The following is a 21,932-nucleotide window of genomic DNA, read 5'->3' on the forward strand; positions in this document are numbered from 1 at the left end:
AGATGAAAATACCATTCAGCACTATGTCAAAGCGCAGGGAGCCGAAAAAGAATATAAAAGGATTCACCAACAGCAGCTAAGGCTGTTTTGATACCTCGTCAGCTTGCTGCGAGGTAGTTCATTAATAAACAACGTTTCGCTTTTAATGAAGATAAAAGTAAAATAAGAGCCAGCCAGGGACATTCCATCCATGTTGATTTGCAGCTAAAAGAAAAGGTTCCGCCGCAATATTTATATCACGGTACCGGCAAAAAAGCAGTAGCCTCTATTTTACAATCCGGATTACAAAAAAGAACCCGCCAGCATGTGCATTTAAGTATAGACATACCAACGGCCTTCTCAATAGGCAAGCGACATGGCATGCCAAAAGTATTTATTGTAGCAGCACAACAAATGCAGCAGGATGGCTTTACGTTTTATCTTTCAGAAAATAATGTGTGGCTTACAGCTAATGTGCCTGTACAATATATAAAGCTATTGGATGAATAAGAACATCATACCATATTTCCGTTCATGTATTTTTCTAAAAACCTTCATGCTGCCGCTATAGTTTTATCTTCTCATCACCACTATTTATTTAATTAAACCAACTGTTTATGAAATATTTGCTTATTGCTGTTTTTGCAAGCTGCATTGGTGTAGCGCATGCACAAAAAGATACTGCTGTTAGTTTAAAAAGCATTTTATTAGAACAACTAAAAACCACACACAATGTAAAGGATTGGTTTGTTCCGGCAGACTCGGCAATTGCGGGGTTAACGGCAACACAAGCCATGTGGAAAGATAGTACCGTGAACCATTCTATTGCCCAGCTAACCACTCATCTTATCTTTTGGAATGAGCAAATACTGGCTAAGTTTAAAGGCGAAAAGCCTGCTGCCTTCGATGGCAATAACAATGAAACGTTTAGTGGTGTAACCGAAACTACATGGCCGCAAACAGTGCAAAAATTAGATAGTGTACTTACCGAAATAGAAAATGCAGTAATGGCTGCCGATGAAAATAAATTAAAGTCCTGGTATTCCACTTTATATCACATAGGCACGCATAATGCGTATCATACCGGGCAAATCTTGTATATCCGCAAAATGAAAGGCTGGTGGGACGACGAAAAAGGGGTGAAATAATACCGATAACATGCCATCTGTACAGCATGTAAGGTGTTGTGCAGATGGCTTATATGTTAAGAAGCAGCCACTTTACCGGCGTATGCTTCTTCCAGTTTTTGAATATTCATTTTCTTCATTTGCATCATCGCCTGCATTACGCGCTTTGTCTTTGCAGCGTCTTTGTCTTGCATCATTTTACCAAAAATCTCCGGAACGATTTGCCAGCTCAATCCATACTTATCCGTAAGCCAGCCGCATTCCACTTCCTGCCCACCATTACTGGTTAATTTCTCCCACAATTCGTCTATTTCTTCCTGTGTATCGCAATGCACCATAAACGAAACAGCAGGTGTAAACTTAAATTGCGGCCCGCCATTCAATGCCATAAATTCCTGTCCTTCAATGTGAAAAGTAGCTACCATCACCGTTCCTTTTGGTCCGGGGCCTTCATCGGCATACCGGCTTATGGCATTAATCTTACTGTTTTTAAATACCGAAGTATAAAAGTTTACTGCTTCTTCAGCCTGATTATCAAACCAAAGAAAGGGCGTGATTTTTTGCCGGTTGTGTTGTTCAATTTGCATAAAATTATGTTTTAATAATGATCACAAACTTATTTGGTAATCAGCAAAAACAAGGGTGTAAAAGCGACTAATAACAGGTATTTTGCGCAACGATAAAAGCGTTGATTTAAAATTTGATAAAATTTTTTAGGAGACCTAAGCTTGCAATGCAGCCTTTGGGCAAACAAATTTGTAACTTTATGCTTAGCGCTTCAAACAATAAAATCTGGAAGGCAACTTGCAATATTTTATTGGCGTATATTTTATTATCCCCACTATTTGATATCCGAATGAACGTAAAATACGGCAGATAGAAAAACTTTCTGCATTTTTGCATACATTCACTCTTAACCATTGGTATGAAGCACCAGCTATATCAACAATTTACAGATAGGAAAAAACAAGGACGCAAATCTTTTGCAGTGCTGATAGACCCTGACAAGGTGGATACTGCAAAAACAGAACAACTAATAGCATTAGGTACAGATGCCGGTGTGGATTATTTTTTTGTAGGTGGCAGCCTGGTTATTGCTAACAACCTGGATACGTGCATACAGCAAATAAAAACCGGCAGCGATATACCGGTGATTCTTTTTCCCGGTTCCCCCTCGCAGTTGAGCAAATACGCCGATGCGTTGTTATACCTTTCGCTTATATCCGGCCGCAACGCAGAGCTGCTGATCGGGCAGCATGTAATAAGTGCGCCCGTAGTACGGCAGAGCGGCCTGGAAATAATGCCTACCGGCTATATGGTAATTGATGGCGGCGCTCCTACTACGGTTTCGTATATCTCGAATGCATCGCCTATTCCGGCCGATAAAAATGAAATTGCTATGTGTACGGCAATGGCCGGCGAAATGCTGGGCATGAAGCTCATTTATATGGACGCAGGCAGCGGTGCACGGCGTGCCATTACAGAAACGATGATTGAAAAAGTTGCACAGCATATAGAAGTGCCGCTAATTGTTGGCGGTGGCATTGTAGCACCCGAAAAAGCATACAACAATTGCAAGGCAGGTGCAGATGTGATTGTGGTGGGCAATGCTATAGAAAAAGATATTTCGCTTATTAAGGAAATGAGCGACGCCATACATTCGGTTTCAATGGTGATGTAAATAAAGATTAGCTTCATCCCGTTTACTTATAAACAAACTGTTACTTTATTATTCAATATCAATAAAACTTATCAATCAGCATTGTATGAAACGGCTTGCAGTTATGATAGTTATGCTGATACATTGTGCAATAACACATGCTCAAAATAAAGCGCCTAACCTGCCCCCTGTTGCACAGCTTGAAAAAAGAGGCTACGAACACCGCCTCGATCCGCCCGGCAGTTTTACATCAGCTTCCAACAATTTCCATGTTTATTACTACTGTTTACACTGGAATATTGATCCTGCTGTGCGGTATATCAGCGGCTCGGTTACAAGTTATTTTACTATAACAGTGGCAGGCAATGAGTTGGTTTATGACCTCGATAATAACTTGATTGTTGATAGTGTTTTATTTAGAAATATACCAGTTGCTTATTTACAAAATGTAAATAAAACAGTTGCTATCAGTCTGGGAACTTCGTTGGATGTGGGCAGTAAAGATTCGCTAACTATTTACTACCATGGTATGCCGCCTGAAAATGGCTTTGGTGCATTTTCACAAACAAAACATAGCGGTGTTCCTGTCCTATGGACTTTAAGCGAACCTTACGGTGCAAGAGACTGGTGGCCTTGTCGCAACGGGCTGGATGATAAGGCAGATAGTATTGATATTTACATCATCCATCCATCTGCATATACTGCATCGGCAAATGGCACGTTGGTAAGCACAGTTACTCATGACGATAGAAAAATTACATATTTTAAGCATCGTTATCCAATAGCTACTTACCTGATAGGTATTGCAATTACCAATTACACTCAATTTAGCAAAGACCTGAGCTTACAAACGGGCACTTTGCCGGTTACTACCACTGTTTATCCCGAAGCGGTCAATTATTTTCAAAATAATATTCAGCCTTTATACAATGCCTTGCAGTTGTTCGACCAGCACTTTGGTCCATATCCTTTTATGAAAGAACGCTATGGACAAACGCAATTTTCGTGGGGTGGCGGTATGGAACATCAAACCAATTCCTTTATTACCAACGCTGATGAATACCTGATGGCGCATGAACTGGGGCACCAATGGTTCGGCGATAAAATAACCTGTGCAAGCTGGCAGGATATATGGCTTAATGAGGGCTTTGCCACGTGGATGGCAGATCTATTTTATACTGAACATTTTCGTCCCGAACACCTGCCGGCTGTTGTTGCCGAAGATTTGTCTAACATATTACGTGCGCCGCATGGCTCTGTGTGGGTAGAGGATACAACAAGTGTAGATAGAATTTTTGATAATGATCTGAGTTATAAAAAAGGTGCATTTTTATTACGTATGTTGCGCCATACCTTGGGCGATGCTGCGTTTTTTAATGGCTTGCGTTTATATCAGAATGATACGGCTTTGCAATATGGCTTTGCACGTACTGCCGACCTGCAGCATAATTTGGAGAAAGCAAGTGGTGAAGATTTGAGCTATTTTTTCAATCAATGGTTTTATGGTAAAGGCTTTCCTTCGGTACATGTAACCTGGTCTTATAATGATGGTAATATAGAAGTCATCATCAACCAAACAACATCAGATACTTCAGTATCTTTCTTCAAATTGCCATTAGACCTCCGTTTTAAAAATACAACCCAAGAGCAAACCCTCACCATTGATGTAAACAAAAACAATCAACGTTTTACATTGCCTTTAAACTTCGTGCCTGATACTGTTTTAATTGATCCAACACAATATTTAGTTACTTACAACAATACCGCCACGCATGTAAACAGCTTACCTGCGGCGGCGCCATTAACGTTAGTATTATATCCCAACCCTGCAAAAAACATATTGCATGTGCGTACTAACAGCGATGAAATACGAAATTTACAAGTGCAGGTATATAATACAGCCGGCATACAGGTAATGCAGCGAACCGTGGCGCTTGATGAAAATGCCTCCTTTGCTATATCCATTGTAAAACTTAGCGCGGGCATGTATTTCCTGAATGTAACTAACAATGATGGAAAAATAACAACAGCAAAATTTATTAAATATTAAGTTGCGTGCTTATTCATGCAAAGCAAAAAAAGTAAGAATAAAAAAAGGAAAAGGCGCAGGCAGCTATTGTATGTTATCGTGCTTATTCTGGCAGCCTATTTTTGTTATAGTATTTTCGATTTTTGGAGTAATAACCAGCAGGATAAATTACAATTTGTACACTATGATGGCTTTGGCATAGACGTGCCCGTAGGTTATACGTTGCATGGCATTGATGTAAGCAGGCATCAGGGTGCTATTTCGTGGCGTGCCGTGCGGGATATGCAGATAAAAGATATACGCTTCCACTTTGCTTTTATGAAAGCTACGGAAGGCGTAAAGATGGTGGATCCTTACTTTAAACGCAACTGGAAAAGCTGCAAAAAAATGCACTTGTCGCGCGGTGCTTATCATTATTATTTAGCCAACAAAAGCGGTGCAGATCAGGCATTGAATTTTATAAAAACCGTAAAACTGGAACCGGGCGATTTACCACCTGTAGTAGATATTGAACAACTGCATGGCACTAAGCCAGCTATGATGCGTGCCGAACTGAAGCTCTTCTTGAATATGATAGAAACACATTATAATGCAAAACCTATCATTTATTCGTATGTAGATTTTTATGAGCGGTATTTAGGAGAAGAATTTGATAATTATCCCCTTTGGATTGCGCATTACCTGCAAAAAGAAAGACCACGGATCAAGCGTGAATGGATCTTCTGGCAGTTCAATGAAGGCGGAAGGGTGAATGGTATTTTATCCAACACCGACTTTAATGTGTTTAATGGTGATTCTGCTGCATTTGAGGAGCTATTAATACAGCCATAATGTATACAAACTTTTAGAAGCATCGTCAGTGCAATCAGGCGACATCGTGATCTAAAAAACTATCACTTCCAGCGGAAAGTATTGATTAAGTGCTTCATGTCTTTTACCAAAAAATCATGCACTGGCCGTAGCGAATCTTCATTAGGTGTAGCGTCAAAATAGAGTGCGCCACGTAAAAAATTATGTGTAGAATCGGTTACGAAAAACTGGTTGGCAGTAGCTACATCACCTTCTACCTTAAAGAAAATACCCGCTACGTTCTCGGCAGGATGAATTAACGAATCCTCAATGCCCGATGCCTTTACCGTATGCTTACCCGTCATTTTATACGCATCATCAACCAATTGCTCCAGCTTGTATTTTCCAATATTTTTATAGCTCATATAAATGCGCGCATCAAATTGAGGAAAATCAATGTTTATCCAAAATGAATCTTTTGGAATACTATCAAAAAAAGTGGTGTCTTTTATAATACGTGCATAAGCCGGATACTCGAAAGTGTACGGGTAAGACGCTTTATCAAACTGCACATATTTTTTTTCGGGCAAAGGAATCTCAAAATAACCTTCCTGCTTGGGAATGTAAGGGCTGTTGCAGGCAGCAAACAGCAATATAATCATTAATAAAAACAATCCTTTTTGCACCCCGAAAAAGGGTTGAGCAAGAGAAAAGAATGAACGCTTCTTATAATCAGACATTTGTGAATACTTAATCAATACCTGCTAAACGCAACACTTGCAACGAGCTATTGCGCCGGATGCGGCTGGATGGAAATTTTAATTTTTTGTAAACGGTTTTTTTCCAATTCCAGTACTGTAAAACTGAAATCGCCGCTGGAAACTTCCTGGTCTACCTGCGGAATAAAACCCGCAATTTCCAGCACCAAACCAGCCAGCGAATCGCTGTAACCTTTTACTTTATCAAATGTATTTTCGGGCAATTGCATAATCTTGCATACATCATTTATCATTATTTTGCCATCAAAAATATAGTTGTTTTCATCCAGTTTTTTAAACCCCAGCTCTTCTTCATCAAACTCGTCCCGGATATCACCAATTACTTCCTCCATAATATCTTCGAGTGTGGCAATACCACTGGTGCCGCCAAACTCATCTACTACAATTGCAAAATGTATATGGCGCGATTGAAATTCTTTCAACAATTCTTCAATCAGCTTGTGCTCGTGCACAAAATAAGGTGTACGCATCAGCGTGTGCCAGTCGAAATTTTCGGGCTGGTCTATATAAGGCAGTAGATCTTTGGTATTTAATACGCCCACCATATTATCCAGGTTTCCTTTATATATAGGCAGGCGGCTATAGTGTAGTTCCTCTATTTGTTGTACCAGTTGGCTGAAAGGTGTATTATACTCAATGCCACTTATGTCGAGGCGCGTGCGCATAATTTGCTTTACGGTAATATTACCAAATTTTAGTACCCCCAAAAGAATATCTTTTTCTTCCTCTTTGCCGTCTGGGTAAGTAATATCAATGGCATGAGACATTTCCTCGCTCGAAAAATTATTGCTTTTGTTGTAGTTGAGCTTCTTCTCAATCAGTTCCGAGTTGCGCACCAGCCATGCACCCATATGATTGCACACGAGATAAGAGGCTTCGATAAGAAAACCAAAATCTTTGGCAAAGCGTATATTATTTTGCGTGGCATACATTTTTGGCAATACCTCGCAGCAAAGAATAATTAAGGCTGCAATCACCAGCACTTTTACCACAAAATCGCCTACGGGTGCTACATGCAAAAAATTGCTGATAATTAAATTAGCCACAATTACAATAATGATGTTGATGGCAGTGTTGGCTATCAAGAGCGAGGCATGTAGAATTTTTGGGTTTTCCAACAGATCTATCACCCGCTTATACGCTTGCTGTTGTTTGGTCTTCAGCAGGTTAATGTCTTTGTAGGTAAGCGAGAAAAAGGCAGTTTGAGCACCCGAAAGGGCAAACGAAATCACCAGCAAAAGGAGCAGCAAAATGATAAGGACTGTAATACTTTGCGTATTTATATCATTTGCCTGCAGCAAAAAAGCTGCGTGGGGCATAAGTGGGGAAGGTTGCAACTTTAAATCGGCGTTTGTTTTTACAATATTAGCTTATCCTCTCCATATAATAGTAGCCGTACGGCAGCAATTTTGCAAACACTAATCATCAACCTCAAAATGGCAGGCCCTCATGCATGTCGTTCAGTGGCGGCATAGATTCATCATCGAAGCGTTCTGGCTCATCTGCATTGGGTTGCCGGTAGTGCGTATTGCTACTGTTGTTGCCAAACTCGCCGCCGCGCTTTTCCAGCATTATAAGGTTGTCTCCAATTACCTCGGTGGCAAATTTTTTGTTGCCCTCCCGGTCTTCCCAGGTTCGGGTGTGCAGCCTGCCTTCTACATAAATAAGGCTGCCTTTGTGCAGGTATTTTTGCGCCAGCTCTGCCAGTCCGCGCCACAGCACTACGGTGTGCCATTCGGTTTGCGATACTGTTTTGCCACCTCTGTCTTTATACGTTTCGGTGGTTGCCAGCGGAAATTTTGCAACTCCTATATTACCCTCAAGAAACTGTATGTCTGGATCTTTGCCTAAGTTGCCTATTAGCATCACTCTGTTTACGCCTCTCATAAGATATTTTTATTTGAAGGAATAATTGGCTATTTAAAAGTAAACTATTTTATAACAATACTAAAAAACATTAGTTCTTTTTTACAACAGATTGCTTGTAAACAGGAATTATTACACTATAATTCTTAACACGTTGTAAGTAGAAAGCAATTTTTTACCTGGTTTAAGGCTCTGGCTTTTACCGCTCTTTTAATATCCTCACTTAAAACAGCATTGCCGGAAAGCTTTCGCTTTGCCGGTATTCATTGATGATTTTGGGAAAAGCTAATTGTTCCATTTGTTGTTTATTCATCCATTCGTAATGCTGTAACATAGGTGGAATATGAGGCAACTGCACACTAATAAACTGCGCCTTAATAGTTTGGTGTGTAAGCTGTTGCGATAAGAAAGGTGAAATATATTTAATATAAAAATCTTTTATACTAAACTGGTTTTGCAGGTATTCATTTATTTTTTCATTGTCCCAGTTAGAGTTGGCATCTGTTTCTACCAGGTAAAATTCATACAGGTTTTGCCAAATATCTTTTGCAATGCGCTGGTGTACAAGCGTTTTGTCGTCAACAGTAAAAATGAAATAAGTGAACCAGCGCATCTTTTTTGCCATTTTTTTTTCCTTTACCGGCAGTTCATTAATTGTACCATTTAAGTATGCTTCGCAGAGATTTTGTTGTGGACATTGGCTACATAGCGGATTGACCGGCTTACAAATGGTAGCCCCAAAGTCCATAATGGCCTGGTTATATAAAGCAGGCTGTTCTTTATCAAGCAGGCCATTAGCTAATGCGGTAAATATTTTCCTGCTTTCGGTAGCATCCACAGGTGCGTAAATACCAAAACAGCGTGCCAACACACGAAAAACATTACCATCTACTACCGCATGGGGCAAATTATAAGCAAAGGCACTGATGGCGGCTGCAGTATAGGGGCCGATGCCTTTTAATGATAGAATTGCTTCATACGCAACAGGAAATTTGCCGCCCAGTTCATTTACAATATAGCGCGCTGTATGAAGCAGGTTCTTACACCTTGAATAATACCCTAATCCTTCCCACAACTTAAATACTTCTGAATCAGGCGCTTGTGCCAAATCTTCAATAGTTGGATATTTTTGTATGAACGCCTGATAATATGGCAGCCCCTGTTCAGCCCTGGTTTGTTGCAATATTACCTCGCTCAACCATATTTTATAAGGGTCTTGCTCTCCCTTCCATGGCAAAATACGTTCATTTTCTCTTTTATGCCAATCCATTAATTGGCAAGTAAATTGCTGTTGCTTCATTCAGTTAACCTATTGATTAGAATTGCTTTTCAATTAATAAAAAAACACGATTATGTTTTTTTGTGATTGGGGCAAAGAACTGTAATAACTGTGTACTTAATCATTTTTATTATTAAAAACAATCCATGAGAAAGTCGGACCTTATCACAAACATCTCAGACAAAACCGGTATAGCAAAAGTAGATGTACTGGTATCCCTTGAAACTATGTTGAAGGAAATCAAAGAAAGTTTAGCTAAGGGCGAAAACATATATATACGTGGCTTTGGCAGCTTTATTACCAAAAAGCGTGCTGCCAAGATAGGCCGCAACATCAAAAAGAATGTAGCCGTAGAAATTCCTGAGCACTACATTCCGGCCTTCAAACCATCTAAAGAATTTATTAGCGAAGTAAAAGAGATGCATGCCAAGGTAAATAAGTAACTTTGCCGGCCAATTAAAATTGCATTTTTTACAACGTGAAAAAACAACAATACCTGCTCCTTTCGGGTGGCCTTATTTTATTTACAGGACTTTTCTTTTTTGGCAATACCATTCCGTCAAAGAAAGCGCCGGCACAGCCTGCTGCTACTGCACGTGCTGCGGCCGGCGATGCCATGCCTGCTATGACCACCGCCGAAGTAGTGGCGCAAGCCAAGTCAAAACTCTCTCCCGAACAGTCCAGCCGTATTACTCAGCTTGAAAACAGCGTGGTACGCGGCGATGTAAAAGACCAGCAAATAAAAGTATATAACCAGTTAGCTTCCTTTTGGGACGACACTTTGCAGCAGCATATTTTGGGTGCCTATTACACCGGCGAAGCAGCAAAGTTGGAAAATTCTGAAAAAAAGCTCACCTTTGCAGCCCGTTTGTTGTTAGATGGTCTGATGCAGGAGGATAATCCTGCCCGTCAAAACTGGCTGGCAACAAACGCTAAGTCGCTGTTTGAAAAGAGTTTAGAACTAAATCCGGCTAATGATTCTGCTAAAATTGGCATTGGTGCCTGCTATTTATTTGGCAATATTGCACCCAATCCAATGCAAGGCATATTGGCTATCAGGGAAGTTGTAGAAAAAAATCCCGATAACCTGTACGGACAAATGATGCTGGGTATTGGCGGTATGCGCAGCGGGCAATATGATAAGGCAATTGAACATTTTTTGGTAGTGGCAAATAAACAGCCCGATAACATGGAAGCTGTTTTATACTTAGCCGAGGCTTACGAAAGGGTTAATAACAAAGCCAACGCTGTAAAATGGTACAAGATAGCTGCACAAAAAATAGGAATACCCGAAGCCAAACAAGCGATAGAAGAACGTATAAAAACTTTACAATAACAATAACTTTATTAAACAACAAAACGCATTTATACTATGCCTTGCGGTAAAAAAAGAAAACGTCATAAGATTGCAACTCACAAGCGTAAAAAAAGATTAAGAAAAAATCGTCATAAGAAGAAAAACAAGTAGTTTTTCGGTACATACTTTAGTGAAGTGCCGGAATAGATACTTTTATTTTTTCCGGCACTTTCTTTTTATTCCTTCTGTTTCTGTACGCAACTTTACCTTCTCCTTATCAATATCTTAAAGCAGCAGAATTGTGTGGAATATTTTGTTGTGTCTTATATTTGACACACCTGTCCATATCTGTCATTACCACATAAATTACCTGTTTTCAGAGCTTTTTACTATTAACCTATCAAATTTTTAAAGTTGCCCATTTTGTGAATAAAGATTTAATTATTAATGCTGCACCCACGGGTGTTGAAATTGCCTTGCTCGAAGATAAAAAACTGGTAGAGCTACATAACGAAAAGTCGGATGCCAGTTTTGCCGTAGGCGATTTATACCTTGGTAAGGTAAAAAAACTAATCCCCGGCTTAAATGCCGCTTTTATAGATGTAGGATTTGAAAAAGACGCTTTTTTGCATTACACCGATTTAAGCCCATATGCCCGCTCTATTCTTAAGTTTACCCAGCAGGCTATTGGCGATAAAAGCGAAGAAGGCTTTGATTTTACAAAGTTTCAGATAGAACCAGAGATTGTAAAAACCGGCAAAATCAACGAAGTGCTTAGCGGCAAACCCAATGTGCTGGTACAAATTTTAAAGGAACCTATTGCCGCCAAAGGTCCGCGCCTTAGTTGCGAAATTTCGTTGCCGGGAAGATATATTGTAGTTACGCCATTTAACGATGTAGTTGCTGTTTCCAAAAAAATTCATTCTTCCGAAGAAAGAAAAAGGCTGCAAAAAATTGTAGAATCCATTAAGCCCAGAAACTTTGGCGTGATTGTACGCACGGCCGCCGAAGGTAAAAATGCCGCCGACTTGCATGAGGATATTCTGATGCTGGTAGAAACCTGGAAAAATATTCAGAAAAACTTACGCAGTGCGGTTGCACCTTGCAAAATATTGAGTGAGCAGGATAAAACCACGAGCATTTTGCGCGATTTGTTGAATGAAGATTTCAACCGCATCGTTACCAACGACAAAAATATTTACAATGATACCCGCAATTACATTCAAAAATTTGCACCCGATAAAGCAGAGATAGTAAGCTTTTATAATAATGGTATTCCCATTTACGACCAATATGGCGTAACAAAACAAATCAAATCTTCATTTGGCAAAACAGTCAACCTGCCCAGCGGTGCTTATCTTATTGTAGAACATACCGAAGCACTGCACGTAATAGATGTAAACAGCGGCTACAAAAGTGTAAGCAACAACCAGGAAGAAAATGCACTGCAAACGAACCTGGAAGCGGCAGAAGAAATAGCACGCCAGTTACGCCTGCGGGACATTGGCGGCATTATCGTGGTGGATTTTATTGATATGAAGCATCCTGAAAATAAAAAACGAGTACAGGATGCCATGGAAGAATTTATGCGCCCCGACCGTGCCAAACATGCGGTGCTGCCCATTTCCAAGTTTGGATTGATGCAGATAACGCGCCAGCGTATGCGCCCCGAAGTAAACATCAACACTTCGGAGATTTGCCCTTGTTGCAATGGCACCGGCAAAACCACCCCTTCTGTTTTGTTGGTAGATGAAATAGAAAAACGTATCCATTACCTCGTTACGCATCAGCACAAAAACCTTACGCTGATGGTGCATCCTATTTTGTACTCGCATCTTACCAAAGGCTGGTTTTTCAATTCCATTCAGGCAAAATGGAAGCGTAAGTACAAAACCAATATTATTGTTAAGAAAAACAACGATTACTACTTTACCGAATATCATTTTTTTGACAGCAACGACGAAGAAATTAAGCTATAAGAAGAAGAAAGCTATAAATAAAGGGCTGCCGCAATTGCGGCAGCCTTTTGTGTTTTATTAATAATAAGTGGTGGTGTAATGACAAATGTCACCAGCAAAATGTCCGTCACTTATAACCTTAAATAATCAGCAATTACTTATCACTATTTCTGTATCACAGTTATCATATTAAATCTATATAAAATATTTAGAAATGCTATGTAAAAACCAATGTTTGTATTGTATCTATGTGATAAAAGCGTTTTTTTAGATTAGCTCGTTTGATGCTAAAAAGCTCCGGGCCATAGTAAGATCCGGAGTCTTTTAGCCTTCTGCTTTTAAGATTTTCCCAAATTCCACGTCATCCGTTTGCATTTAAATATCTTTGTACAAATACATATTCCCTTGATAGCAATAGACAACAAACTGATTAGTGATTCCGTGCTGGAGGCACAGTTTGTATGCGACCTCAACAAGTGCAAAGGCGGCTGCTGCGAAGATGGCGATGCCGGTGCCCCGCTTGAAATAGAAGAGTTAAACGAGCTCATTAGCAATTACGAAGTCATTAAACCATACCTTACACCTGAAGGCATTAAAGCCATTGAAAAACAGGGTAAATACATTTACGATACCGAGTTTGGCTGGGTAACGCCTACCGTAAACAGCGGCATTTGCGCTTATGGCATCCGCGACGAAAAAGGTATCATTAAATGCGGCATTGAGCAGGCTTATTACGATGGTAAATTGAAATGGAAAAAGCCAATCAGTTGCCATTTGTTTCCTATTAGAATACAAAAAAGCCAGCAAGATGAAGATTTGGAATACGTGAATTACGAACCACGGCAAGACTTGTGCAAAGCTGCCTGTAAGTTGGGCAAGCAATTGAAAGTGCCCGTATATATATTTTTAAAGGAAGCTATCATCCGCAAGTATGGTGAAGAGTTTTATGAAGCGCTCGCTGCAAGTGCGGAGGTAGTAAAGAAGTAATTTAATATTTATTATTTAGCTTTTAGACAAATTTTTATGACTGATACCGCTGCCACTTTTATTGCCAAAAGCACCATTAAAGCGCCAGACCTGACGCACCGTCGCACTATTAATTTCAATATCGGGCGCTACAATGCTGCAGTGCCCGGCGGCAAGCAACAGTTTGACCAGTTGATGCTGGCACGTGAGCGTGCAAAAAACAGAAAATGGCTTGCAATTGAATCGTTGGATAAAAGTTTAGAACGATTTGAACAACATATAACGGCACGTGGGGCTAAAGTAATATGGGCAGAGACCGGCGAGCAGGCGCTAAAAGAAATAGAAGCCATTTGCAAGGCAAAAGGGTGCAAAACGCTGGTGAAAAGCAAGAGTATGGTAACGGAAGAAATCCACCTTAATAAATACCTGGAAAGCATTGGGATTGAAAGCGTAGAAACAGATTTGGGCGAATATATTCAGCAGTTGGATGAAGAGCCACCCTATCATATTGTAACGCCGGCAATGCACAAAAACAAGGAAGAAATTGCCAGGTTGTTTGCCGATAAATTTGGTACGCTGCCCACGCTTACCCCCGAACAATTGACGCTTTTTGCAAGACAGCAATTGCGTGAAAAATACACAAAAGCCGAAATAGGTGTAACCGGCGCCAACTTTATTATCTCCGATATTGGTGGCGTTGCCATAACGGAAAATGAAGGCAATGCAAGATTGAGTTGTGCCTGGCCAAAAACACATATTGTAATTGTAGGCATCGAAAAGGTAATTCCCTCTATTAATGATTTAGCGCTTTTCTGGCCGCTTTTATCAACTTTTGGAACCGGACAAAAAGTTACAACTTATAACACCATTATTGCTGGCCCGCGGCAAGCAGATGAAACAGACGGCCCGGAAGAAATGTATGTGATCTTATTGGATAATGGTCGTACCAATTTATTGGCTAACGCTAAAACCCGCGAAGCCTTGTACTGTATCCGTTGTGGTGCCTGCCTGAATGCTTGCCCTGTGTATAAAAATATCGGCGGACATACGTATGGCACTACATATAGTGGGCCAATCGGCAGCGTAATTACCCCGCATTTAAAAGGCATGAATGAGTATAAGCATTTAAGCTATGCTTCTTCGCTTTGCGGCAATTGTACCGAAGTGTGTCCGGTGCGCATTAACCTGCATGAGCTATTGCTTGAAAACCGGCACGAAGCCGTGGATGAAGGTGACAGCACCAAAGCAGAAAGCTTCTCCTGGAAGCTGTGGAAAATAGCCAGCCTTAACCGCCGGATGATGAATTTGGGTAATGGTAAATTAAAAAATGCCTTTATCAACCGCGTGTTTAAAAGCTGGACACAACATAGAGCCGACTTGCGTTTTAGCGATAAAACATTTAATCAAATGTGGAAGGAAAAGCGTTTAAACCACAGAGGCACAAAGGGCACAGCCTAACACAAAGATTTTTTGTAACCGTTTAGGCACGGAGATGAAAATATTTATTGTAAATAAAAAGCGCTATATGTGTTGAGCATGTAGCGCTTTTGTATTCCTTAGCGTCTTTGCAATAAATGCGCTTAACTAATCTCGCTCAGTTGGAAAGTATTTTTTACTCTGATGCCTTTCTCTGTTTGCTCTAAAGTGCAACACTCAATATGCGGGTCATGTTCGAAGTAAAGAACATAATTGTTTCGTAAAGCTTCGTTTAAGAAGCCTTCTTTTTCCTGTAGAGTAGTCAACGGAAACATATCGTAAGCCATTACATAAGGCAGCGGAATATGCGCAGTGGAAGGTAGTAAATCTGCCATATACACAATTGTCTTGCCATTGTAATTGATAACCGGAAGCATCATGGCTTCGGTGTGGCCGTTGGCAAACCGAATAAAAATATTATTATTAAAATAGGAGCCTAATGTTCTTAAAAGACCATAGGAAGACCACCCTTCTCTTTTATTTTCTGATTGTTCTGGCTCTTGTATAAACTTCAATTGCCCGCTTTCCTGTATAGGTAAAAAATTATCTTTCAAAAAAGAAGCTTTTTCTCGCGCATTCGGCTCTGTAGCCCATTGCCAATGCTTTTTATTACTCCAATAAGTAGCATTCTTAAAAGCTGGTAACAGCTTGTCTCCCACTCTTTCTATGGCGCCACCACAATGGTCAAAATGTAAGTGCGTTAAAAATACATCTGTGATATCCTCTTTACTAAAGCCGTGCGCTGCTAATGATTTTTTTAGTGTATCATCGCCATGTAAGTAATAGTGGCTGAAAAACTTTTCACTTTGCTTATTACCAATGCCCGTATCTACCAATATCAATCTTTCTTCATCCTCAATCAACAAGCAACGCATTGCCCAGGTGCACAAATTATTATCATCGGCAGGATTCAGTTTATTCCAAATGGTTTTTGGCACTACACCAAACATAGCACCACCATCGAGCTTGAAAAAACCGGTGTTAATTGTATATAACTTCATGAACTGGAGCAGATTTATATTTCTTTGTACGTACAAACATCAGCAGTATAAAACCAATAATAAAATAAGTCATCAATGCAAGTACCGAGTTGCGCATACCATCAGATAGCTCGGCAACATAACCAAAAGAAAGCGTACCGATAACGGTGCCAATTTTATCGCATACATCGTAAAAACTAAAGTAAGAAGCTGTATCTTTTGTTTCGGGCAACAGCTTCGAATACGTTGACCTTGACATGGATTGTATGCCGCCCATCACCATGCCTACACAAAATGAAAGTATGTAAAAATCGGTGGGCGTTTGCGTAAAAAAAGCAAATATGCAAATGCCTATCCAGCATACAATGAGCACGGATAGTGCAAAAATATTATTAGTTTTTTTAGAAAGTAAGGAGAACAGGTAAGCACCAAAAATTGCCACAAGCTGAATGATTAATATGGTAACGATCATTTGCGTGGGCTGCATCTTTATTTCATCGGCGGCAAAATAAGTGGCCATGTACATAACGGTTTGCACGCCCATGTTATAAAAGAAAAAGCTTCTCAAAAATCGCTTCAAAGTAGGATAATGTGTTAATTGATTCCATACTTTTTTCAGCTCATAAAAACCATTTACAAAGATGCTGTGTTCGGGGCGTTGTGCCGACGCTTTGGAAGGTGGCAACACGTTGAAAGTAATTTGTGCAAAACCAGCCCACCACAGCCCTACGCATAAGAAAGAAATTCGTGACGGCCAGGCGCCCCAGCCAAGGTTCATCTGATCGTTGACAATAATAGCAGTGAGACAGAGTATCATTAATACTACACTACCCATATAGCCCATTGCAAAGCCTTTGGCGCTCACGCGGTCCTGGTCTTCTTCCGCTGCTATTTCGGGCAAATAGGCATTATAAAAAACAATACTTCCGCAATAACCAATAGTGGCAGTTATGGATAAAAATAATCCAATACCAATGTTATCTTTTGTAAAAAATACCAGTAAACAACAAGCCAATGAACCTAAGTAGCAAAAGAACTTCATAAAGCTTTTCTTATTGCCTTTATAATCTGCAATGGAAGATAGTATAGGCGACAGAAAAGCAATGATGAGAAATGAAAACGAGATGGTGTAAGAAGCCAGTGCATCCCGATCGAAGGTTCTTCCAAACAGTGCTACCTGCCTGGGTGCAATGGCAGTGTAATATGCCGGGAAAATGGTAGAAGTAATAACGAGGCTGTAGGTACTGTTTGCCCAGTCGTACATAGCCCAACCATTGACAATCTTTTTGGCTGCTGTTTGCATGTAAAGGGATTTGCGAAATAAAGATAAGTATAATGGGACACCGACGACACGGACTAAAACATGGATTTTAATACACTAATGATTCAAATGCGAATTACACGAATTGTGCGAATTGGATAGCTTACGGATGAGAAAGAAACTATTAAGTGAATGAATCAGATTCATCAGCGTATTCTACCAGTACAATCCTTATCCAAAGAAATCCGTGTTACCCGTGTGCTATAATGTTACGTTATTTTATATAACCCGTATATATCAGCACCAGCATAACAATACCTAAAATAATGCGGTACACGCCGAATGCTTTGAAGCCGTGCTTTTGCAGGTAACTGATGAAAAACTTAACTGCCAATAAGGCTACAATAAACGATACAACAGCACCAACGCCCAGCACGGCATAGCTGTCTTTATTCAGCACTTCGGGATGGTCTTTATACACATCCCAAAAGCTTTTTACACTGGCGGCAAACATGGTTGGTACTGCCAAAAAGAAAGAAAACTCAGCAGCTACACGCCGCGTTAGTTTTTGACTCATACCGCCAATAATAGTGGCTGCACTGCGGCTCAAGCCCGGAAATACAATCGCTAACACCTGAAAACCACCAATTACAAAAGCCCGCTTAATAGTGATTTCCCGGTCATCGTCAATAAGATTCCTGGTAAACATTTTATCAATAAATAAGAGTATAACACCACCAAGCAGCATGACCCATGCAATAAAAGTTACATTGTTTAATACCTCATCAATATGACTTTTTAAAATAGCACCAAATATCAAAGCCGGTATTACTGCAATGATAAGTTTTACATAAAAAACAGATTTGCTGAAATCGAAGAACTTCTTGTAATAAATAACTACAACTGATAAGATGGCAGCCAACTGTATCACCACTTCAAACATATCTACAAATGGCGACGGACTTACGCCAATCATCGGATTAGCAAAGCGCATGTGTGCGGTACTGGATATGGGCAGAAACTCAGTAAGACCTTCAATAATAGAAATAATGATGGACTGAAAATAATTCATGAAACAGTTAATTAGAATAAGCAAATTTTTTAGCCGCTGCAAAGAAAACAGAATTTACAACAGCAACGCCAACAGTACTAATAAATGGAAGAGGTTTAAGGTAATATTAAAAATACGCCCGGTGACTTTTATGCAAATCACCGGGCGTAAACAAAGCCTCTTTCGAAAGCTGATTATTTCGATTTAAAAATCTGATCCACTGCACCGCCAATCATCGGGAATTGCTCTTTTACATAGTTGGCAATCACTTCTACCGCTTTTTGTGCTTGTTCCGGCGTAAGGTTTGCCTCTGCCGTTAAGCGTGCTATTAAGTCGTTCATAGGTTTGATGTTTTGTTTCTTTTATTAATAAATTCAATTACGTTTATACAAATACCCCAATTAACCATTACCAATAAACTATGCCACTTTCAGCAAGTTCATTTTACTCTTGTCAAACTGCCGTGTTGCATAATCGAGCGTTACATGGAAAGTCTTTACATCACTGCCCGGCAATTCAAACATGGCATCTGTTAATATATGCTCGCATATACTACGCAAACCTCTTGCACCCAGCTTAAATTCCAGTGCTTTTTGCACCATAAAATCCAGCACTTCATCATCAATCTCCAGCGTAATATTTTCCATCTCAAACAGGCGATTATATTGCTTTACCAGACTGTTTTTTGGCTCAATCAATATCGCACGGAGTGTTTCCCGGTCCAATGGGTCCAGGTGCGTAATTACCGGCAAACGCCCTAACAGTTCCGGTATCAACCCAAAACTCTTGAGGTCTGTGGCATTTACAAATTGCAGCATGTTTTTCTTCTGCATTTCCTGCAATTCTTTATTTACACCAAAGCCAATCGCATTGGTGTTTACACGCCGTGCAATGATTTTGTCCACGCCATCAAAAGCACCACCGGCAATGAACAAGATGTTTTGCGTATTCATTTTCACCATCTTTTGTTCCGGGTGTTTTCTGCCGCCTTGCGGTGGCACTAATACCTCGGTGCCTTCCAAAATTTTAAGCAAGCCTTGCTGCACACCTTCGCCGCTCACATCGCGTGTAATGGAAGGATTATCGTTCTTGCGCGCAACCTTATCTATTTCATCTATATATACAATGCCTCTCTCGGCGGCTTGTACATCGTAGTTGCAGGCTTGCAACAGGCGCGTGAGCATACTTTCCACATCTTCGCCCACATAACCGGCTTCCGTAAATACGGTGGCATCCACAATAGCAAAAGGTACATTTAACTGCCGTGCTATGGTTTTTGCCAGCAACGTCTTGCCGGTGCCGGTTTCACCCACCATGATGATGTTGCTTTTTTCAATTTCCACATCATCATCTTTCTTTTTTTGGGTAATGCGCTTGTAGTGGTTATACACTGCTACGCTCAATATTTTCTTTGCTTCATCCTGCCCTACCACATATTGATCCAAAAAAGCCTTTATTTCCGAAGGTTTGCGGATAGCAAATTTATAACCTGCCTTACGAGCCTGCTCGCGATTGTTATTTTCTTCGGCAATAATATTTTGCGCATGCTCTACACAATCGTCGCAAATATGTTCGCCGTTTTGACCTGCAATTAAAATGTTCACTTCTTCGCGCGGACGACCGCAAAAGGAACAGGTCAAACGATGCTGATTTTTAGCCATATAATTTCTTAAACTTTTCTTTTTACAATTTTATCGCCTGTATAGCCCTTATTCACTTTTTGGGAAAGAAGGGCAAGGGAGAAAGTATCTTACTGAATATACGAGTAAAAACCGGTGTGGCCACCCGCAATAAAATTGTTTATGTACAAAAATAATGAAACCGCTCTTTTTAAGCGGTTTCACAAATGTATTTTAAGCTATTATAAAGTATTAGGTTATAATTTATCTATTATTTCATCCACAATACCGTATTCCACAGCAGTTTTAGCGTCCATCCAGTAATCGCGGTCAAAATCTTTTAATATTTGCTCTACTGTTTTGCCGCAGTTAGCAGCCAGTATTTCAGCTCCCATCAGTTTTGTTTTCTCTATCTGTTCTGCCTGTATTTCAATATCGGCACTGGTAGCCTGAAAATAACCGCCGATGCTTGGCTGGTGAATCATTACTTCGCCATGTGGGTAAATAAACCGCCTACCTTTAGCACCTACGCTCAGCAGTATAGAACCCATGCTGGCAGCCAGTCCCATACAGATGGTGCTTACCGGTGAAGAGATTAGTTTAATGGTATCGTAAATCACCATACCGCTGGTTACTACACCGCCGGGGCTGTTGATATAAAATTTGATTTCTTTACCTGGGTTATCAGCTTCGAGCAGCAGCAATTTGCTTACTACTTCTTTGGCGCTGCGGTCATCCACCATGCCCCAGAGATATACAGCTCTTTTTTCTAAAAAGAGCTTTTCCATTTTCTTTAAAATAAACGGAGAATGGTCTTCCTTATCAGTCTTTGGAACTTCTTCTTCGGGTTCTTCATTATCATCCATTAAAAATGGATTTTTATAATTTAAATCTATCATAGTTATGTACGATGTAAGATGTGTGATGTAAGGAGTTGTGAATTATCAATTGTGAATGGTGAATGAAGTCTGTTCTCGCTTTTCACATATCACTTCTCACGTTGTTTTCTTCACTCACAACTAACTATTTCGGATATTTAATCTTTCTTTTCCTTTCTTGGATTGGTAAGTAATACTTCATCTACCAGTCCATATGCCTGTGCTTCGGCTGCAGTCATCCAAAAGTCGCGATCACGGTCGCGGGCAATGGTTTCGATGTCTTTGCCAGTATGGTTGGCAAGCACTTCGTCCAGTTCGTGACGGATTTTCCTGATCTCCCTGGCTGTAATAGCAATATCAGAAGCCTGTCCGCCAATAGCACCACTTGGCTGGTGAATCATGATGCGGCAATGTTTTAAGGCGCTGCGTTTGCCTTTTACGCCGGCTGCCATCAGTACAGCACCCATGCTGGCCGCAATACCGGTACAAATAGTGGCTACATCGGGGCTTACAAACTGCATGGTATCGTAAATACCCAATCCGGCATACACGCTGCCCCCGGGGCTGTTAATGTACATTTGAATGTCACGTGTTCTGTCGGTGCTGTCCAAAAAAAGCAACTGCGCCGTTACGATGTTGGCAACATAATCATTAATGCCTTCGCCCAGAAAGATAATACGGTCCATCATCAGCCGGCTGAACACGTCCATGCTGGCAACGTTGAGTGGCCGCTCTTCTATGATGTATGGCGTAAGATTAGTAAACTGGGTGGCATAATTGTGCATAGTGGCGCTGGAGATACCGCGGTGATGCACAGCATATTTTTCAAATTCCTTTCCTATGTTCATATTCAATATGTTTAAATACGGATGAAGATAATGGATAACCAAATACCATGCAAAGGAAAAAGTAGCGACAAAAGGTCAGAATAATAGCAC

Annotated in this window: 22 protein-coding genes; 10 read left to right on the forward strand and 12 right to left on the reverse strand. The window is 40.4% G+C overall.

Annotated elements, in window-relative coordinates; translation table 11 throughout:
• The first annotated feature begins 120 nt into the window (after positions 1–120).
• The gene (locus FC093_RS22740; RefSeq protein WP_137264119.1) at positions 121–489 is read left to right on the forward strand and encodes an RNA 2'-phosphotransferase; all 369 of its coding nucleotides are present in this window, start codon (positions 121–123) and stop codon (positions 487–489) included.
• A 107-nt stretch (positions 490–596) separates the two neighbouring features.
• A complete protein-coding gene (locus tag FC093_RS22745) occupies positions 597–1,127 on the forward strand; it encodes a DinB family protein (RefSeq protein WP_137264120.1) in 531 nt (176 codons plus the stop codon).
• Between the two features lie 56 nt (positions 1,128–1,183).
• Here the strand turns inward: FC093_RS22745 and FC093_RS22750 are convergent, their stop codons facing one another.
• On the reverse strand, positions 1,184–1,693 hold the full coding sequence (locus FC093_RS22750; protein WP_137264121.1) for a VOC family protein: 510 nt from the start codon (positions 1,691–1,693) through the stop codon (positions 1,184–1,186).
• 338 nt (positions 1,694–2,031) lie between these two features.
• Here FC093_RS22750 and FC093_RS22755 point away from each other — a divergent pair, with 338 nt between their 5' ends.
• The 3 genes from FC093_RS22755 to FC093_RS22765 all read left to right on the forward strand — a co-directional run bounded on the left by FC093_RS22755 (position 2,032) and on the right by FC093_RS22765 (position 5,626).
• On the forward strand, positions 2,032–2,787 hold the full coding sequence (locus FC093_RS22755) for a geranylgeranylglyceryl/heptaprenylglyceryl phosphate synthase (protein WP_137264122.1): 756 nt from the start codon (positions 2,032–2,034) through the stop codon (positions 2,785–2,787).
• 85 nt (positions 2,788–2,872) lie between these two features.
• Positions 2,873–4,816 (forward strand): M1 family aminopeptidase, encoded by a 1,944-nt coding sequence (locus FC093_RS22760; RefSeq protein ID WP_137264123.1) that lies wholly within the window; start codon positions 2,873–2,875, stop codon positions 4,814–4,816.
• A gap of 15 nt (positions 4,817–4,831) precedes the next feature.
• Positions 4,832–5,626, forward strand: a complete 795-nt coding sequence (locus tag FC093_RS22765; RefSeq protein ID WP_137264124.1) for a glycoside hydrolase family 25 protein — start codon at positions 4,832–4,834, stop codon at positions 5,624–5,626.
• A gap of 62 nt (positions 5,627–5,688) precedes the next feature.
• Here FC093_RS22765 and gldD read toward each other — a convergent pair whose 3' ends face one another.
• The 4 genes from gldD to mutY form a co-directional block, all read right to left on the reverse strand.
• Entirely contained in the window at positions 5,689–6,324 is a 636-nt protein-coding gene (gene gldD, locus FC093_RS22770; RefSeq protein WP_240743421.1) for a gliding motility lipoprotein GldD, read from the reverse strand.
• A 47-nt stretch (positions 6,325–6,371) separates the two neighbouring features.
• Complete coding sequence (gene gldE, locus FC093_RS22775; RefSeq protein ID WP_137264125.1) at positions 6,372–7,682, reverse strand: gliding motility-associated protein GldE; 1,311 nt, start codon at positions 7,680–7,682, stop codon at positions 6,372–6,374.
• A 112-nt stretch (positions 7,683–7,794) separates the two neighbouring features.
• A complete protein-coding gene (locus FC093_RS22780) occupies positions 7,795–8,250 on the reverse strand; it encodes a single-stranded DNA-binding protein (RefSeq protein WP_137264126.1) in 456 nt (151 codons plus the stop codon).
• A 202-nt stretch (positions 8,251–8,452) separates the two neighbouring features.
• A complete protein-coding gene (mutY, locus tag FC093_RS22785) occupies positions 8,453–9,529 on the reverse strand; it encodes an A/G-specific adenine glycosylase (protein ID WP_137264127.1) in 1,077 nt (358 codons plus the stop codon).
• A gap of 125 nt (positions 9,530–9,654) precedes the next feature.
• On the opposite strand from mutY, the gene FC093_RS22790 reads away from it, so the two are divergent.
• The 5 genes from FC093_RS22790 (at position 9,655) to FC093_RS22810 (ending at position 15,187) form a co-directional block, all read left to right on the forward strand.
• On the forward strand, positions 9,655–9,951 hold the full coding sequence (locus tag FC093_RS22790; protein WP_137264128.1) for an HU family DNA-binding protein: 297 nt from the start codon (positions 9,655–9,657) through the stop codon (positions 9,949–9,951).
• A gap of 35 nt (positions 9,952–9,986) precedes the next feature.
• Positions 9,987–10,844, forward strand: a complete 858-nt coding sequence (locus tag FC093_RS22795) for a tetratricopeptide repeat protein (RefSeq protein ID WP_137264129.1) — start codon at positions 9,987–9,989, stop codon at positions 10,842–10,844.
• A gap of 386 nt (positions 10,845–11,230) precedes the next feature.
• Positions 11,231–12,784: an Rne/Rng family ribonuclease gene (locus tag FC093_RS22800; protein ID WP_137264130.1), complete on the forward strand. Its 1,554-nt coding sequence runs from the start codon at positions 11,231–11,233 to the stop codon at positions 12,782–12,784.
• Positions 12,785–13,168: 384 nt separating this feature from the next.
• A complete protein-coding gene (locus FC093_RS22805) occupies positions 13,169–13,750 on the forward strand; it encodes a DUF3109 family protein (RefSeq protein WP_137264131.1) in 582 nt (193 codons plus the stop codon).
• 36 nt (positions 13,751–13,786) lie between these two features.
• Positions 13,787–15,187, forward strand: a complete 1,401-nt coding sequence (locus FC093_RS22810) for a LutB/LldF family L-lactate oxidation iron-sulfur protein (protein ID WP_137264132.1) — start codon at positions 13,787–13,789, stop codon at positions 15,185–15,187.
• Positions 15,188–15,309: 122 nt separating this feature from the next.
• On the opposite strand, the gene FC093_RS22815 is transcribed toward FC093_RS22810, so the two are convergent.
• From FC093_RS22815 to FC093_RS22840, 7 genes are all read right to left on the reverse strand, one after another.
• Positions 15,310–16,206, reverse strand: a complete 897-nt coding sequence (locus FC093_RS22815) for an MBL fold metallo-hydrolase (RefSeq protein WP_137264133.1) — start codon at positions 16,204–16,206, stop codon at positions 15,310–15,312.
• On the reverse strand, positions 16,187–17,488 hold the full coding sequence (locus FC093_RS22820; RefSeq protein WP_137264134.1) for an MFS transporter: 1,302 nt from the start codon (positions 17,486–17,488) through the stop codon (positions 16,187–16,189). Before FC093_RS22820 ends, FC093_RS22815 begins: the two co-directional genes overlap by 20 nt.
• A 232-nt stretch (positions 17,489–17,720) precedes the next feature.
• Positions 17,721–18,518, reverse strand: coding sequence for an undecaprenyl-diphosphate phosphatase (locus FC093_RS22825; protein ID WP_137264135.1), 798 nt, complete (start codon positions 18,516–18,518; stop codon positions 17,721–17,723).
• Between the two features lie 173 nt (positions 18,519–18,691).
• On the reverse strand, positions 18,692–18,838 hold the full coding sequence (locus FC093_RS23920; protein WP_170971199.1) for a hypothetical protein: 147 nt from the start codon (positions 18,836–18,838) through the stop codon (positions 18,692–18,694).
• A gap of 78 nt (positions 18,839–18,916) precedes the next feature.
• Positions 18,917–20,158 (reverse strand): ATP-dependent Clp protease ATP-binding subunit ClpX, encoded by a 1,242-nt coding sequence (gene clpX / locus FC093_RS22830; protein WP_137264136.1) that lies wholly within the window; start codon positions 20,156–20,158, stop codon positions 18,917–18,919.
• A 215-nt stretch (positions 20,159–20,373) separates the two neighbouring features.
• A complete protein-coding gene (locus FC093_RS22835) occupies positions 20,374–21,015 on the reverse strand; it encodes a ClpP family protease (RefSeq protein ID WP_240743423.1) in 642 nt (213 codons plus the stop codon).
• Between the two features lie 137 nt (positions 21,016–21,152).
• Positions 21,153–21,842, reverse strand: a complete 690-nt coding sequence (locus tag FC093_RS22840) for a ClpP family protease (RefSeq protein ID WP_137264137.1) — start codon at positions 21,840–21,842, stop codon at positions 21,153–21,155.
• Positions 21,843–21,932 lie beyond the last annotated feature (90 nt).

The organism is Ilyomonas limi (assembly GCF_005233845.1).
Classification (GTDB): domain Bacteria; phylum Bacteroidota; class Bacteroidia; order Chitinophagales; family Chitinophagaceae; genus Ilyomonas; species Ilyomonas limi.

Bases quoted from the DNA above. Each gene is read 5' to 3' on its own strand.
- FC093_RS22780 (WP_137264126.1), bottom strand. From the start codon at position 8,250: ATGAGAGGCGTAAACAGAGTGATGCTAATAGGCAACTTAGGCAAAGAT.
- FC093_RS22835 (WP_240743423.1), bottom strand. From the start codon at position 21,015: ATGATAGATTTAAATTATAAAAATCCATTTTTAATGGATGATAATGAA.
- FC093_RS22820 (WP_137264134.1), bottom strand. From the start codon at position 17,488: ATGCAAACAGCAGCCAAAAAGATTGTCAATGGTTGGGCTATGTACGAC.
- FC093_RS22750 (WP_137264121.1), bottom strand. From the start codon at position 1,693: ATGCAAATTGAACAACACAACCGGCAAAAAATCACGCCCTTTCTTTGG.
- FC093_RS22815 (WP_137264133.1), bottom strand. From the start codon at position 16,206: ATGAAGTTATATACAATTAACACCGGTTTTTTCAAGCTCGATGGTGGT.
- FC093_RS22825 (WP_137264135.1), bottom strand. From the start codon at position 18,518: ATGAATTATTTTCAGTCCATCATTATTTCTATTATTGAAGGTCTTACT.
- FC093_RS22810 (WP_137264132.1), top strand. From the start codon at position 13,787: ATGACTGATACCGCTGCCACTTTTATTGCCAAAAGCACCATTAAAGCG.
- FC093_RS22760 (WP_137264123.1), top strand. From the start codon at position 2,873: ATGAAACGGCTTGCAGTTATGATAGTTATGCTGATACATTGTGCAATA.
- FC093_RS22755 (WP_137264122.1), top strand. From the start codon at position 2,032: ATGAAGCACCAGCTATATCAACAATTTACAGATAGGAAAAAACAAGGA.
- clpX (WP_137264136.1), bottom strand. From the start codon at position 20,158: ATGGCTAAAAATCAGCATCGTTTGACCTGTTCCTTTTGCGGTCGTCCG.
- FC093_RS22790 (WP_137264128.1), top strand. From the start codon at position 9,655: ATGAGAAAGTCGGACCTTATCACAAACATCTCAGACAAAACCGGTATA.
- FC093_RS23920 (WP_170971199.1), bottom strand. From the start codon at position 18,838: ATGAACGACTTAATAGCACGCTTAACGGCAGAGGCAAACCTTACGCCG.
- FC093_RS22765 (WP_137264124.1), top strand. From the start codon at position 4,832: ATGCAAAGCAAAAAAAGTAAGAATAAAAAAAGGAAAAGGCGCAGGCAG.
- FC093_RS22745 (WP_137264120.1), top strand. From the start codon at position 597: ATGAAATATTTGCTTATTGCTGTTTTTGCAAGCTGCATTGGTGTAGCG.
- gldD (WP_240743421.1), bottom strand. From the start codon at position 6,324: ATGTCTGATTATAAGAAGCGTTCATTCTTTTCTCTTGCTCAACCCTTT.
- gldE (WP_137264125.1), bottom strand. From the start codon at position 7,682: ATGCCCCACGCAGCTTTTTTGCTGCAGGCAAATGATATAAATACGCAA.
- FC093_RS22840 (WP_137264137.1), bottom strand. From the start codon at position 21,842: ATGAACATAGGAAAGGAATTTGAAAAATATGCTGTGCATCACCGCGGT.
- mutY (WP_137264127.1), bottom strand. From the start codon at position 9,529: ATGAAGCAACAGCAATTTACTTGCCAATTAATGGATTGGCATAAAAGA.